Genomic DNA, 13693 nt, shown 5'->3' on the forward strand with positions numbered 1-13693 from the left:
CCAGCCGTTCGGCGACGACGGTGATGGCGCCGCTCGCGTTTTGGACCTGGCCGCGCACCAGCATCGCCGGCGCGGTGTTGGCCAGCTTGCGATGCCGCGCCCACACCGCGGGTGTGCAGAGCACGTTGACCATCCCGGTCTCGTCCTCGAGGTTGAGAAACGTCACTCCCTGGGCGGTGCCGGGCCGCTGCCGGTGGGTCACCGCGCCGGCGATGCTGGTGCGCGGCCAGGTCCAAAACGCGAGCGGCGCCATCACCGTCGTCGCCGAACGGCTGGGCAGCATCACCCTGGCCGTCGGTTCGAAGTCCCGCGACTTCCGGTGAGCCTCAGCGCCTTGCCTTCACGCCTCAGAACGAATAGATCCCGTGAACGCTCACGAACATGCCGTGGCCGGTGCGGTCATTGGTGAACCGGGTGCCATGATCCGTCGGCAGCACCGTCCAGCCCTGCAGGTGATACGTCTGGCCGTAATGCAGCACGATATCGCGATCAGGGTCACCGACCATGCCCACGCCCAGGTATTGCAACTTGCCCGTGTCGTCGACCTCGGCCGCGTTGTTGCCGAAACCTACTGGCAATTCCAAGGTTTGGCTCACGCATAGAACGTCGTGTGTTCCGATCGAACACCGCGTCCTTGCGGACTCGGTGTGCACATACAGATAGTCTTCGGCACTCGCACGCACGCCGGACGTCGCAGCGAGCCCCACCGTCACCGCGGCGGCCCAAATGGCCGCTCGACCAATCATTTTCATCTGCGTCGTCCTTCGATAGCTAGTTGGTGGGCTGTGCCGGCACGGGCATGGGTTCGCCGGCCTGCTTGACCAGCCGTCCGTGAATCCATTTGTCCACACCGCCCAACTGTTGGTCCCAGTTGTATTGCAGCGTCCAGTCATTGGTACGGCTGTAGAAATAGTGTCCCGCGAATATATTGCCCTGCAGGCTGCCGTCCGGATTCACAGTGCCCCATAGGTATTCATCGTGGTATTGCTCGCAAAAGCCCCAAGGCGAGTAGCTCATTTTGCCGTGGAACTCGTTGAAGACGACGCTGGTGACCTCCAGGGCCGCGGTGCCCTTGGAGCCGTCGTAACACCGCGCATCTCCGAGCCACTTCCCGGGCAGGCCCTTGTCGCCGGTGGGCATCGCGTGGCTCGGCGTCCTGGACGCCCACCCCACGGCCACCACGATGAACACGACCAGCGCAAGCAGGCCGATGCGCTCCAGGTAAGTCACGTTGCGGCCCAAGCGGTTTCGTGACGAACAACCGCCATTCGCATGAACGCACGCACCCAAAGATCGGTTGCCTGCCGGCATCGGAATCGCCCCCTCGTGCTATAGGTGTCGCGCGGTAACCGCCGCTCGAGACGACTATCGCCGCAGATCATGGGCCTCACGTAGGGCCGTTGGTCACAGACGCTTCGGCCATCGGTCCCGAAACGACACCCCTGATCGCGGCATCGGTAGTCTCCAAGCATGACCCTCAACTTGTCCGTCGACGAAGTCCTCACCACCACCCGCTCGGTCCGCAAACGGCTCGACTTCGACAAGCCGGTCGGCCGCGAGGTGCTGATGGAATGCCTCGATCTGGCCCTGCAGGCGCCCACGGGATCCAATTCACAGGGCTGGCAATGGGTGTTCGTCGAGGACGCGGAGAAGAAGAAAGCGATCGGCGATGTCTATCTGTCCAACGCCCGCGGCTACCTGAGCGCGCCGGCGCCGCAATACGGCGAGGGGGACACCCGCGGCGAGCGGATGGACAAGGTCCGCGATTCCGCGACCTACCTCGCCGAGCACATGCACGAGGCGCCGGTGCTGTTGATCCCCTGCATCGAAGGCCGCGAGGACAAGACGCCGCTGGGTGGCGTGTCGTTCTGGGCCTCGCTGTTCCCGGCGGTCTGGAGTTTCTGCCTGGCGTTGCGTTCCCGCGGGCTGGGCTCGTGCTGGACGACGTTGCACCTACTGCGCGACGGCGAGCAGCAGGTGGCGGACGTGCTGGGCATTCCCTACTACAAGTACAGCCAGGGCGGGCTGTTCCCGATCGCCTACACCAAGGGCACCGACTTCCGGCCCGCCAAGCGGTTGCCCGCCGAGCAGGTCACGCATTGGGACGCTTGGTAATCAGGTCTGAAGGGGCCACACCTCGACCACCCCGTGCGCGACCGCACAGGGCGTCTGACTCACCCGCTCGATCGCCGCGTCGAGATCGTCGGCCTCCAACACGGCGAACCCCGCGATCGGCATCGTCGATCGCAGGAAGGGGCCCCGCTCGATCCGCACCCCCGCGCCGTCCGGGTTGCGCACCTGAACGGGGTCCCCGGCTCGGGCGACGAGCGCGCCGGACGCGCTGAGTTCGTCGTCGCGGGCGTGCGCGGCCTGTCTGCGAGCGTCGCTCAACCGGTGATATCCGGCCTCGTCGCCGTAACCGATCGTGATGAAGGTTGCCATGTCACTGCTGACTCCCGCGGGAGGCAGAACTCATCGCCACACGGCGCCCGGGTAGCCGTGCTGCCGCCAGGCCTCGTACACGGCGACGGCCGCCGCGTTGGACAGGTTCAGCGAACGGCGGCCGGCCAGCATCGGGATCCGCACCCGCTCGCTGATGTGCGCGTCGGCCAGCGTCGCCGCGTCCAGGCCGGTGGGTTCGGGCCCGAACATCAAGACGTCGCCCGCCCGGTAGCGGATGTCGGCGAACGAGGTGGTCGCGTTCGAGGTGAACGCGATCACCCTGGCCGGCGCGAGCGCCTCCCAGGCGGCATCGAGTGAAGCGTGCACGGTGACCGAGGCGAGGTCGTGATAGTCCAGCCCGGCTCGCCGCACCTTCGGTTCGGACAGGTCGAAGCCCATCGGCTCGACGAGATGCAATTCGCAGCCCGTCGCGGCCGCCGTCCGGATGGCATTGCCGGTATTGGGGGCGATGCGCGGGGAGTAGAACATCAGCTTGAACACAACGCGATAATGGTCGCATGGTCGAGCAGAGCATCTGGATGCAGAAAGTCGCTGCCGATCCCGGACATTCGCACTGGTATATCGAGCGGTTCCGCGCCATGGCCCGCGCCGGCGATGACCTGGCCGGCGAGGCCCGCTTCGTGGACGCGATGGTGCCCCGGGGCGCGCGGATCCTCGATGCCGGTTGCGGCCCCGGCCGGCTGGGCGGCTACCTGGCCGCCGCCGGCCATCACGTCGTCGGCGTCGACGTCGACCCGGCGCTCATCGAAGCGGCCGAGCAGGATCACCCCGGTCCGCGCTGGCTCGTCGGCGACCTCGCCGAGCTCGACCTGCCCGCCCGCGGCATCGCCGAACCGTTCGACGTGATCGTGTCCGCCGGCAACGTGATGACCTTTCTCGCCCCCAGCACCCGGGAGCGGGTGCTGGGGCGGCTGCGTGCCCACCTCAAACGCGACGGTCGGGCGGCGATCGGCTTCGGCGCAGGCCGCGATTACGCGTTCGCCGCCTTCCTCGACGACGCGGCGGCCGCCGGCTTCGCGCCGGATCTGCTGCTGTCCACCTGGGACCTGCGACCGTTCACCGATGACTCGGATTTCCTCGTCGCCGTCCTCCGGCCGGCGTAAGCCGCGTTTGCCAGAATCGTCCGCCCGTGCGCGGGTCCACCTTGGAGGGACCTGTCTGCTCAGTAACGATTCTGGTGACCTGGGCCGCGGGCTGTCATACTCGTCGGATTGCCACGTTGACGCGCTCGCGCCCATCTGGCGTGGTACGGGTGGATAAAGCAGGAAGTCTCATGAGCCTCTCGATTTCTCGAGCGCTGACGATCAGCGCAGCGGCCGGTCGCGCGGCCGTGGCGACGTGACCATGTTCGCCCGCCCGGCCAACCCGGCCGAGGCGGCCGCACCCGAGTCCCCACAGCCGCACGCCACCGACCCGGCGCCGGACAAACGCCCGCCGACCTGGTCGCTGAGCAACTGGCCGGTCCGGTGGAAAGTGCTGGCGATTGTGCTGGTCCCGCTGGTGTTGGCGACGGTCTTCGGGGTGCTGCGCATCCACGGCGCCATGGCGAACGCGGGCGGTCTGCGGCTTGCCGCCGCTCGTGCCGACGTCGTCCCGGTGGTCACCAAATACATGTCCGCGCTCGATGTCGCCCTGATGGCAGGCAGCACCGGACGCGACGTCGAAGGGGCCAAGAAGAACTACGAGGCGCGCAAGTACGAACTGCAGACCAGGCTCGATGACACCGACGTCAGCGCCGATGTCCGATCGGGCGTGAACAACCTGCTCGACGGCGGTCAGATGCTGGTGAACAAGGCGGCCGACAACGGCCTCGGTTTGCGGGAGCGGGTGACCCTCTACGCCCCCATCCTGCTGACCGCGGAGGACGTCATCAACGCGTCGGTGCGCGTCGACGACGAAAAGATCCGCGCCCAGGCTCAGGGCCTGAGCCGGGCGGTCGGCGCCCGCGGGCAGATGACGATGCAGAAAATCCTTGTCACTCGCGGCGCCGAACTGCCCGAACCGCAGCTGCGGACCTCGATGGCGACCCTGGCGGGCACCGAGCCGTCGACGCTGTTCGGCATGAGCGAAGTCGTCGGCGCCGGTTCTCCCGAAGCCAAGACGCTGCAGCAGCAGATGGTGGGCCGCATGGCGATCATGTCCGATCCGGCCAGCGTGCTGGTCGACAACCCAGACCTGCTGCGCTCGATCCAGACCACCGACGAGATCGCCGAACAGGTCATCAAGGACGCCACCGCGTCGGTGACCAAGTCGGTGCACGCCCAGGCCGCCGACAAGCGGAGCGCCGCGATTCTCGACACCGTGCTGGTGCTGGCCGCGATCGTCATCGCGCTGGTGGTCGTGTTGCTGGTGGCGCGCGCGCTGGTGCGGCCGCTGCGCATCCTGCGTGACGGCGCCCTCAAAGTGGCCCACACCGACCTCGAGGAGGAGATCGCCCGGGTCAAGGCGGGCGGCGCCGAGCCGACGCCGCAACCGCTTCCGGTGTACACCACCGAGGAGATCGGCCAGGTCGCGCACGCGGTCGACGAACTGCACACTCAGGCCCTGCTGCTGGCCGGCGACGAGGCGCGGTTGCGGCTGCTGGTCAACGACATGTTCGAGACCATGTCGCGGCGCAGCCGCTCGCTGGTCGACCAGCAGCTGTCGCTCATCGACCGGCTGGAGCGCAACGAGGAGGACCCCGAACGCCTGGACAGCCTGTTCCGGCTGGACCACCTCGCCGCCCGGCTGCGCCGCAACAGCGCCAACCTGCTGGTGCTGGCCGGCGCGCAGCTCGCCCGCGACCAGCGCGACCCGGTGCCGCTGGCGACGGTGCTCAACGCCGCGGTGTCCGAGGTCGAGGACTACCGCCGCGTCGAAATCGCCGGATTGCCCGACAACAGCACGCTGATCGGCGCGGCCGCCGGCGGCGCCATCCATCTGTTCGCCGAGCTGATCGACAACGCCCTGCGCTACTCGCCACCCTCGACGCCCGTGCGGGTCTCGGCGGCCCGCGGCGGTGACGGGGGAGTCGTGGTGCGGATCGCCGATTCCGGCCTGGGCATGAACGACACCGACCGCCGCATGGCGAACATGCGGCTGCAGGCCGGGGGCGATGTCAGCCCCGACAATGCCCGCCACATGGGGCTGTTCGTGGTCGGCCGGATCGCGGCCCGGCACGGCATCCGGGTCGGGCTGCGCGGCCCGGCGGCCAACGAGACGGGCTCCGGCACCACCGCGGAGATCTACCTGCCGCCGACCATCCTCGAAGGCGGGGGCCGGCCGGTCCGAGCGACGCGGATCCGGGCCGTTTCGTCGCCCAGCCCGCAAATCGCCGCGCCGCCCGAGGAACGCACGCCCGAGCCGGCGCTGCAGAACGCCGCGCAGGACCCCGTACCGCCGGTCACGCTGCTGCCCCGGCGCAACCCGGGTTCCAGCGGCATCACCGAGGTTCCCGCCGACGAGCGGCAACCCCAGCGGCACCGGCGCGAACTCCCCACCCCGTGGTGGGAGAGCGGCGACCCGGCGGAGCCGGATCCCAAGCCCGCGCCGGCGCGCACCGCGTCGGACACGTCGGCGTTCTTCGCCGCCCGATCGCGGGAGGCCGACAAGCCGGCGGCCCCGGCGCCGAGTGCGCCCGCCCAGCCGATTCCGGCCGCCCCCCAGAGCGATCCCGCGCCGGCCGACGACGACGTGATCTACCGGCGGATGCTGTCGGAGATGCTCGGCGACCCGCACGACCTGGTCAACAGCCCAGACCTGGACTGGCAGTCGGTGTGGGACCGCGGTTGGACGCTGGCCGCGGCGGCCGAGGAGAAGCCCGTCGAATCGCGCACCGCCGAGCACGGCCTGCCGGTCCGCACGCCCGGCGCCCGCCTCGTGCCGGGAACGGCCAACGGGACCGCCCTGCCCGGCCAGGACCAGCCGGCCGACGAAGGCCAGGGAACCAACGGCGGCACCCACTCCGCCCGCGAGCCGCAGCACGCCGCCGCGACGCGCGATCCCGAGGCGGTGCGCGCCTCCTTCAGTAACCACTTCGGCGGCGTGCGCACCGGCCGGTCGCACGCCCGCGACACGACGCAAGGGTCCGATCAGGAATGACTTCACCTGACAACTCGCTGGACTGGCTGGTGACGCGGTTCGCCCGCGAGGTCCCCGGCGTGGCGCACGCCTTGCTGGTCTCCGTCGACGGGCTGCCCCTCGCCGCCAGCGAGCATCTCCCACGCGAGCGCGCCGACCAGCTGGCCGCGGTGGCGTCCGGGTTGGCCAGCCTCGCGACCGGCGCCGCGCAGCTGTTCGAGGGCGGGCAGGTGCTGCAGTCGGTGGTCGAGATGCAACACGGCTACCTGCTGTTGATGCGCGTCGGCGACGGCTCGCACCTGGCCACGCTCGCCGCCACGTCGTGTGACATCGGTCAAATCGGTTACGAGATGGCCATCCTGGTCGAGCGGGTCGGGGGCGTGGTGCAGTCCACCCGCCGGTCTGGCGTCTCGTGAGCCGCGATGGACGAACGCGAACCCCGGCCGGGCGCACGTAGCGGGAACCTGGTCCGCCCGTACACCCTGACCTCCGGACGGACCGGCACCGACGTCGACCTTCCCGTGGAAGCGCCGATTCAGACGCTGCAGGCCGGCCTGGCTTACCGGTGGCCGGCCGACGACGCGAAAGGCAAGATCATCCAGCTCTGCGTTGGCAGTCCGTCGGTCGCGGAGATCTCTGCCCGGCTGGATTTGCCGCTCGGTGTCACGCGCGTCCTGGTCGGCGATCTGGTTTTGTCCGGCTACCTTCGGGTGCATAAGACGTTGTCCGAGCGTTCGACCAGAGATGAGCGCCACGAACTGATAGGAAGGACGCTGCGTGGCCTTAAGGCACTCTGAGGCGCACTCCGAGATGTACGCCGACTCCGCCCACGCCTCGACGAAGATCGTCATCGCGGGCGGATTCGGTGCAGGCAAGACGACGTTCGTCGGGGCGGTGTCGGAGATCATGCCGTTGCGCACCGAGGCGATGCTCACCGACGCCTCGACCGCCGTCGACGCGCTGGAAGCCACCCCCGACAAGCGGACCACCACCGTCGCGATGGACTTCGGCCGGATCACGCTGGACGAGGACCTGGTGCTCTACCTGTTCGGCACGCCGGGGCAGCGCCGCTTCTGGTTCATGTGGGACGACCTCGTCCGCGGCGCCATCGGGGCGATCGTGTTGGTGGACTGCCGGCGCCTGGAGGACAGCTTCGCCGCGGTCGACTTCTTCGAGCACCGCAATCTGCCGTTCCTGGTCGCGGTCAACGAATTCGACGGCGCGCCGCGCTACCCCGTTGCGGAGGTGCGCGAGGCGCTCACGTTGCCCCCGGACATCCCGATGATCACGGTCGACGCCCGGGATCGCCGGTCGGCGACCGATGCGCTGATCGCGGTCAGCGAATACGCTCTGGCCAGCCTGACGGCCAGTTGAGCACGCGGTGGGTTGATCGCCACTTCGAGGGTCACGACTTCACCGACGAGGACCTCAGCCGTTGGCAGACCGAACGGGTCGTGTTCGACGAGTGCAACTTCAGCGGCGCCAACATGGCCGAGTCGCAGCACCGCGGATCGGCGTTCCGCAATTGCACGTTCAAGCGAACGTCGTTGTGGCACAGCGAGTTCGCCCAGTGCAGCATGCTGGGCTCGGTCTTCGTGCAGTGCCGGATGCGGCCGATCGCCTTCGACGAGGTCGACTTCACGCTCGCGGTGCTCGGCGGTAACGACCTGCGTGGCGTCGACCTGAGCGGCTGCCGGCTGCGGGAGGCCAGCCTGGTGGAGGCGGACCTGCGCAAGGCGGTCTTGCGCGGCGCCGATCTATCCGGCGCGCGGACGACCGGCGCCCGGCTGGACGACGCCGACCTGCGCGGCGCGACCGTGGACCCCTCGTTGTGGAGAACCGCGTCGCTGGCGGGCGCTCGCGTCGACGTCGGCCAGGCGGTGGCGTTCGCGGCGGCTCAAGGTTTGCGCCTCGACGGCTGATCGGCTCAGTGCTTGAGCCGGATGCGCCAGCGCACCAGCGCCGCATAGCCGACCGACAACGCCGCGAGCATGCCCATGTCGAACAGCCAGGCGGCCGACGTGTGCTGGAAGTGGCTGTCCCGCGGGCTTTGCGGGCCGGGCGCCACCGTCCACAGGTCGACCGTCGACGCCTGCGCGGCGTACCCCCAGCGCGAGGGCACCACCCAGGACAGCTGGTCGAGGAAGATCCGGTTGGTGACCGGGACCATCCCGCCGGACAACACCATCTGCCCCATGAGCGACACCACCAGCAGCGGCATGATCTGCTCGTTGGAGCGCGCGAGGGCCGACAGCAGCAGCCCCAGCATGGCCGCGGCCACACACGTCGCCGCGACGGCGACGAACAGTTCGAGGGTCGCGTTGCCGAGCAGCACGGCCGGCCGCTTCGGGGCGCCCTTGCCGATTACCACGATGGAGGTCGCGATGGCCGCCTGGATGACGGCGAACACGCAGAACACCGCGATCTTGGCCAGCAGGTAGGCCGTCGTCGACAGCCCCACCGCCTGTTCGCGCTTGAAGATCGGGCGCTCGCCGATGAGGTCGCGGATCGTCAGCGCGGTGCCCATGAACGCCGCGGCCATGGTGAGCAGCGTCAGGATCGTCCCGGCCTCGCCGGCCGAGTCGCTCGTCGGATCGGCGTAGCCGAACCCGGTGTGGCCGGGCACGGTCAGCGACAGCGCACCCATCACGAACGGCAGCAGCGCCAGGAACACGAAGTAGGCGCGGTCGGAGACGACCAGGCGAACCTGGCGGCGCGCAACAGTGGAGAACTGGTGGCGCATGGTGGTGCGCGGCGTGACGCCCAGATCGGCCGGCGCCTCCGTCTCCACCGGCGGCGGGGGCTTGTTCTGCGCCAGGAAGCGGCGGTTGGCCTCGTCGGGGTCGGCGCCCACCTTCGCGAAGATCTGCGCCCAGTTGGTGGTTCCCATGACCGCGCCGATCTGGTCGGGTGCTCCCAGGAAGGCCGTCTTGCCGCCGGGAGCCATCAGCAGCACCTGGTCGCAGACGTCGAGGTAGGTCAGCGAGTGGGTGACCACCAGCACCACCCGGCCCGCGTCGGCCAGCTGACGCAGCATCGTCATGACCTGCAGGTCCAGCGCCGGGTCCAGGCCCGACGTCGGCTCGTCGAGGATCAGCAGCGACGGCCCGGTGAGCAGTTCGAGCGCCACCGAGGCGCGCTTGCGCTGTCCACCGGAAAGCTTGTCCACCCGGGTGTCCGCATGCTGCGTCAGCCCCAGCTCGTCGAGCACCTGCGCGACGACCTCTTCCCGGTCGGCCTTGGTGGTGTCGGGCGGTAGCCGCAGCTCGGCCGCGTAGCCGAGGGCCTGGTTCACCGTGAGCTGGCGGTGCACCACGTCGTCCTGGGGGACCATCCCGATCCTCGTCCGCAGCGACGCGTACTCGGTGTGGATGTTGTGGCCCTCGAACGTGACCAGCCCGGAGGTCGGAGTGGCGTACCCGGCGATAAGGCGCGACAGCGTGGTCTTGCCCGCGCCCGACCCGCCGATGAGTGCCGTCAGCGTGCCCGGGCGGGCCGTCAGCGAGATGTTCTCGAGCAGGTTCTTGCCCGTGACGCTGAAGTTGACGCCGCGCACCTCCAGGCCGCCGGTGCGGGTGGCCGCCTCCTGGCGGCGGACCAGGATGCCGCCGGAGAACACCAGGTCGACGTTGCCGATGGTGACCACGTCGCCCTCGGTCAGCACCGCGGACGCGGCCTTGACCCCGTTGACGAAGGTGCCGTTGCTGCTGTTGGCGTCGCGGATCTCGGGTCCCGCGGGTGTCGGGGTCAGGAACGCGTGGTGGCGCGACGCCAGCACGTCGTGGATGACGATGTCGTTGTCGAGGGCGCGACCGATCCAGGCGGCGCGTCCGGGCCGGTCGGTCGCCCGATCGGAATCGGGTCCCAGGTTCTTCACCCGCGTGGTCGGAAACTCCGCCACCTGACCGCTCACGCCGATCTGGGTGGGCTGATTGAGGCCGGGCGGCCCGCCCGTTTGCGGCACCGAGCGGGTCGCGGCATCCGGCCGGACGATCGGTACGGCGGTGGTGCGGTGCGGACCCTCCCAGGGGTGCGCGCGGGGCGGCCGCGGCGGGCTCGGTGGTCGCGGAGCGGGCTGCGCGCGCTGGGCGTCGCTGGGCGGCGTGATGACCGGGATCGACTCCGTGGTCGGCGGCAGCATGCCCACGGCCCCGGTGTGGTGGCCGATTTCGAACGTGATCCGGGGACCGTCGGGCTTGCCGATGTTGACGGTCCGGCCGTCCTCGATGTCGACCAGCGGCACCCGCTGGCCGTTCATGTACACCCCGTTCAGCGAATTGTTGTCCAGCGCAATCCACTTGCCGCGGTCGAAGCGCAGCAGCAGGTGCGATCGGGCGACCAGGGGATGCGCCACCCGCAGGTCCGCGCGCAGGTCGCTACCGACGACCACGTCGCGGCCGGCCGCGAAGCTGCCCTTCGATCGGTCGGATCGAACAGTCAGGACGGGCGCCGGGGCTTGGGTCATCTCAGCGTTTCAGCCGGATGTGCCATCGGACGAAGCCGGTGTAGGCGATGGAAAGGAACGCGAGCATCGCCATGTCGAACACGAAGATGTGTTTCGAGTGCTGCCAGATCGGGTCGTTGGTCGGGATCTGTTTGACCTTCACCAGCGACGGAAAGTCGATCGACGACGCCCCCGCGGCGTAGCCCCAGCGGGCCGGTGTCAGCCACGCGAGCTCCTCGAGACCGAAGCGCTGATAGACCGGGATCATGCCGCTGGAGAACACCAGCTGCGACATGATCGACACCACCAGCAGCGGCATGATCTGTTCGTTGGACTGCGCCACGGCCGACAGCAGCAGGCCGAGCATCGCCGACGCGACACAGGTGCCCGCGACGGTGACGAACAGCGAGAAGGTGGAGTTGCCGAAGAAGGGCGGGTGGGCGGTCGGCGCACCCTTGCCCAGCCGCACGATGATGGTCGCCACCGCCGCCTGCAGCGTCGCGAAGACGCAGAACACCGCGATCTTCGCCAGCAGGTAGGCGGTGGTGGACAGCCCGACGGCCTGCTCCCGCCGGAAGATCGCGCGTTCGCCGATCAGGTCGCGGATGGTCAGCGCGGTGCCCATGAAGACGGCGCCGATGTTCAGCAGCACCATGATGTACTGCGGCTGCGTGGGTGCGGGGCCGAGCGGGTCGGCCGGGCCGAGGCCGGGATGGGGCCCCTTCACCGTCAGCGACAACGCGCCGATGAGGAACGGCAGGACCGCCAGGAAGACCGTGTAGCCGCGGTCGGACACCACCAGGCGCACCTGGCGGCGGGCGATCGTGGACAGCTGCCGCCAGAGGTCGGTCCTCGGTGGTTCACCCAGGTCGGCCGGGCTTTGCGGGGACGGCGCCTGGGACTGCTGCTGATTGCGCTCCCGGAAGCGGCGGTTGGCCTCGTCGGGGTCGGCGCCCACCTTGGCGAAGATGTCGGCCCAGTTGCGGGTGCCCATGGCCGCCTCGACCTGATCGGGCGGGCCGCAGAAGGCCGTCTTGCCGCCCGGCGCGACCAGCAGGATCTGGTCGCAGACGTCCAGGTACGACACCGAGTGGGTCACCACCATCACCACGCGGCCCGCGTCGGCCAGCTGGCGGAGCATCAGCATGACCTGGCGGTCCAGCGCGGGGTCCAGGCCGGAGGTCGGCTCGTCGAGCAGCAGCAGCGAGGGCTGGGTGAGCAGCTCGAGGGCCACGGAGGCGCGTTTGCGCTGGCCGCCGGACAGTTTGTCGACCCGGGTTTCGGCGTGCTTGGTCATGTCGAGTTCTTCGAGGACCTGGGCGACGATCTGGGCCCGCTCCGCTTTGCTGGTGTCGGGGGGCAGCCGCAGCTCGGCGGCGTAGTTCAGGGCCTGGTTGACGGTCAGCTGCCGGTGCACGACGTCGTCCTGTGGCACCATCCCGATTCGGCTGCGCATCGACGCGTACTCGGCGTGGATGTCGTGCCCCTCGAAGGTCACCGAGCCCGAACTGGGGCTGGTGTAGCCCACGATCAGCCGCGACAGCGTGGTCTTGCCGGCGCCCGAACCACCGATGATGGCCGTCAGCGTGCCGGGCCGGGCGGTCAGCGAGACGTGGTCGATCAGCTGCTTTCCGTCGACCTTGAAGCAGACGGAGTTCACTTCCAGGCCGCCGGTGCGGGTCGCGGCCTCGGTGCGGCGCAGCAGCTCACCGCGGGTGAAGACGAGGTCGACGTTGCCGATGGTGACCACGTCGCCCTCGGTCAGCACCGCGGACCCCACCCGCACACCGTTGACGAAGGTCCCGTTGACGCTGTGGGCGTCGCGGATTTCGGTGCCCAGCGGCGTCTGGGTCAGAAACGCGTGATGGCGGGATGCGAGGACGTCCTGGATCACGACGTCGTTGTCGGTGGCACGCCCGATGGTCAGTGCGCCGGAAGGCTTCTGGATGGCCCCGGACCGCGAGGGCCTGAGCGCCTGGAACATCTTCGTCGCCAGGTTCGCCACCTCGGGCGGCTTGGCGCTGGTGGGTGACATCCGGGTTTCCGGCGCCGGCATCTGCGGATGCGGCTGGAAATTGGAGGGCGCCGGTGCGGCGGGCGGAGGGGCCGGCGCGCGACCCCCGCCCACGTGCATCGGTTGCCCCGGCGGGGCGGGGCGCTGCCCGGGCGCGCCGGGGTGCGGTCGCCGCGGCGGCGACGCCCAGTTGGGCGGGCGGCCCGCCGGTCCGGGTGGGGGACCGGGCGGCGCGGCGACGGGCGGGCCGCCCGGCGCGGCGGACCAGGCCGTCCCGCCCGGGTGAGCCGCGACCGCCGGAATGCCCATCGATTCGGTTTGCGGTGGGCGCCCGGCCATTCCCTGGTGCCGCCCCACTTCGAACAGCAGCTGCGGCCCGTCCGGGTTTCCGATGTTGAGGCACTGACCGTCGTGGATCTCGACCACCGGCACCCGCCGGCCGTTCACGAAAGTGCCGTTGAGCGAACCGTTGTCGATCGCCAGCCACCGACCCTGGTCGAAGCGCAGCAACAGGTGCGCGCGCGAGATCAACGGGTGCGTGATGCGCATGTCGGCGCGCAGATCGCGCCCCACCACCACGTCGTGACCGGCGGCAAATGTGCGTTCTGACCCGTCGAAACGAACCGTCAAGACGGGCGGGGCTGCTGAGCTCATCGGACCAACTGTAACTCGTGGACCCAAGGCCAACCTGAGGCCCAAATGTGCGTTGCGGG

Annotated in this window: 13 protein-coding genes and 1 pseudogene; 7 read left to right on the plus strand and 7 right to left on the minus strand. The window is 69.5% G+C overall.

Annotated features, from left to right (window positions below):
* The 3 genes and pseudogenes from A5711_RS20805 to A5711_RS20815 all read right to left on the minus strand — a co-directional run.
* Window positions 1-223 (minus strand): annotated as a pseudogene (locus A5711_RS20805) (OB-fold nucleic acid binding domain-containing protein); the annotation flags it as partial.
* Window positions 224-347: 124 nt separating this feature from the next.
* Window positions 348-596, minus strand: a complete 249-nt coding sequence (locus A5711_RS26995; RefSeq protein WP_067201458.1) for a hypothetical protein — start codon at window positions 594-596, stop codon at window positions 348-350.
* A 175-nt stretch (window positions 597-771) separates the two neighbouring features.
* Window positions 772-1230, minus strand: a complete 459-nt coding sequence (locus tag A5711_RS20815) for a hypothetical protein (RefSeq protein ID WP_156673023.1) — start codon at window positions 1228-1230, stop codon at window positions 772-774.
* 240 nt (window positions 1231-1470) lie between these two features.
* Here A5711_RS20815 and A5711_RS20820 point away from each other — a divergent pair, with 240 nt between their 5' ends.
* Window positions 1471-2115: a nitroreductase family protein gene (locus tag A5711_RS20820; RefSeq protein ID WP_067949863.1), complete on the plus strand. Its 645-nt coding sequence runs from the start codon at window positions 1471-1473 to the stop codon at window positions 2113-2115.
* Here the strand turns inward: A5711_RS20820 and A5711_RS20825 are convergent, their stop codons facing one another.
* Together A5711_RS20825 and A5711_RS20830 are read right to left on the minus strand one after the other, a co-directional pair.
* A complete protein-coding gene (locus A5711_RS20825; RefSeq protein WP_067949865.1) occupies window positions 2116-2442 on the minus strand; it encodes a YciI family protein in 327 nt (108 codons plus the stop codon).
* A 30-nt stretch (window positions 2443-2472) separates the two neighbouring features.
* Window positions 2473-2943, minus strand: a complete 471-nt coding sequence (locus A5711_RS20830; protein WP_067949866.1) for a tRNA (cytidine(34)-2'-O)-methyltransferase — start codon at window positions 2941-2943, stop codon at window positions 2473-2475.
* 17 nt (window positions 2944-2960) lie between these two features.
* On the opposite strand from A5711_RS20830, the gene A5711_RS20835 reads away from it, so the two are divergent.
* The 6 genes from A5711_RS20835 (at window position 2961) to A5711_RS20860 (ending at window position 8444) form a co-directional block, all read left to right on the plus strand.
* On the plus strand, window positions 2961-3566 hold the full coding sequence (locus tag A5711_RS20835) for a bifunctional 2-polyprenyl-6-hydroxyphenol methylase/3-demethylubiquinol 3-O-methyltransferase UbiG (RefSeq protein WP_067949868.1): 606 nt from the start codon (window positions 2961-2963) through the stop codon (window positions 3564-3566).
* A 241-nt stretch (window positions 3567-3807) separates the two neighbouring features.
* The gene (locus A5711_RS20840; RefSeq protein ID WP_067949903.1) at window positions 3808-6543 is read left to right on the plus strand and encodes an ATP-binding protein; all 2736 of its coding nucleotides are present in this window, start codon (window positions 3808-3810) and stop codon (window positions 6541-6543) included.
* A complete protein-coding gene (locus tag A5711_RS20845; RefSeq protein ID WP_067949870.1) occupies window positions 6540-6938 on the plus strand; it encodes a serine protease inhibitor in 399 nt (132 codons plus the stop codon). The genes A5711_RS20840 and A5711_RS20845 overlap by 4 nt, the downstream gene beginning before the upstream one ends.
* A 6-nt stretch (window positions 6939-6944) precedes the next feature.
* Window positions 6945-7319, plus strand: a complete 375-nt coding sequence (locus tag A5711_RS20850; RefSeq protein WP_067949872.1) for a DUF742 domain-containing protein — start codon at window positions 6945-6947, stop codon at window positions 7317-7319.
* A complete protein-coding gene (locus A5711_RS20855) occupies window positions 7300-7896 on the plus strand; it encodes an ATP/GTP-binding protein (RefSeq protein WP_156745016.1) in 597 nt (198 codons plus the stop codon). The genes A5711_RS20850 and A5711_RS20855 overlap by 20 nt, the downstream gene beginning before the upstream one ends.
* Window positions 7893-8444, plus strand: coding sequence for a pentapeptide repeat-containing protein (locus A5711_RS20860; protein WP_067949876.1), 552 nt, complete (start codon window positions 7893-7895; stop codon window positions 8442-8444). The genes A5711_RS20855 and A5711_RS20860 overlap by 4 nt, the downstream gene beginning before the upstream one ends.
* A gap of 5 nt (window positions 8445-8449) precedes the next feature.
* On the opposite strand, the gene A5711_RS20865 is transcribed toward A5711_RS20860, so the two are convergent.
* Window positions 8450-10987, minus strand: coding sequence for an ATP-binding cassette domain-containing protein (locus A5711_RS20865; protein WP_067949878.1), 2538 nt, complete (start codon window positions 10985-10987; stop codon window positions 8450-8452).
* A 1-nt stretch (window position 10988) separates the two neighbouring features.
* Window positions 10989-13634 carry an FHA domain-containing protein gene (locus A5711_RS20870; RefSeq protein ID WP_067949880.1) on the minus strand — a complete coding sequence of 882 codons (2646 nt, stop codon included), beginning with the start codon at window positions 13632-13634 and terminating at the stop codon, window positions 10989-10991.
* Window positions 13635-13693: the final 59 nt, after the last annotated feature.

Source organism: Mycobacterium sp. E2238, assembly GCF_001672665.1.
Taxonomy (GTDB): domain Bacteria; phylum Actinomycetota; class Actinomycetes; order Mycobacteriales; family Mycobacteriaceae; genus Mycobacterium.

Coding starts and splice junctions, on each gene's coding strand:
- A5711_RS20820 (WP_067949863.1), top strand. CDS start 1,471: ATGACCCTCAACTTGTCCGTCGACGAAGTCCTCACCACCACCCGCTCG.
- A5711_RS20825 (WP_067949865.1), bottom strand. CDS start 2,442: ATGGCAACCTTCATCACGATCGGTTACGGCGACGAGGCCGGATATCAC.
- A5711_RS20835 (WP_067949868.1), top strand. CDS start 2,961: ATGGTCGAGCAGAGCATCTGGATGCAGAAAGTCGCTGCCGATCCCGGA.
- A5711_RS20840 (WP_067949903.1), top strand. CDS start 3,808: ATGTTCGCCCGCCCGGCCAACCCGGCCGAGGCGGCCGCACCCGAGTCC.
- A5711_RS20845 (WP_067949870.1), top strand. CDS start 6,540: ATGACTTCACCTGACAACTCGCTGGACTGGCTGGTGACGCGGTTCGCC.
- A5711_RS20850 (WP_067949872.1), top strand. CDS start 6,945: ATGGACGAACGCGAACCCCGGCCGGGCGCACGTAGCGGGAACCTGGTC.
- A5711_RS20865 (WP_067949878.1), bottom strand. CDS start 10,987: ATGACCCAAGCCCCGGCGCCCGTCCTGACTGTTCGATCCGACCGATCG.
- A5711_RS20870 (WP_067949880.1), bottom strand. CDS start 13,634: ATGAGCTCAGCAGCCCCGCCCGTCTTGACGGTTCGTTTCGACGGGTCA.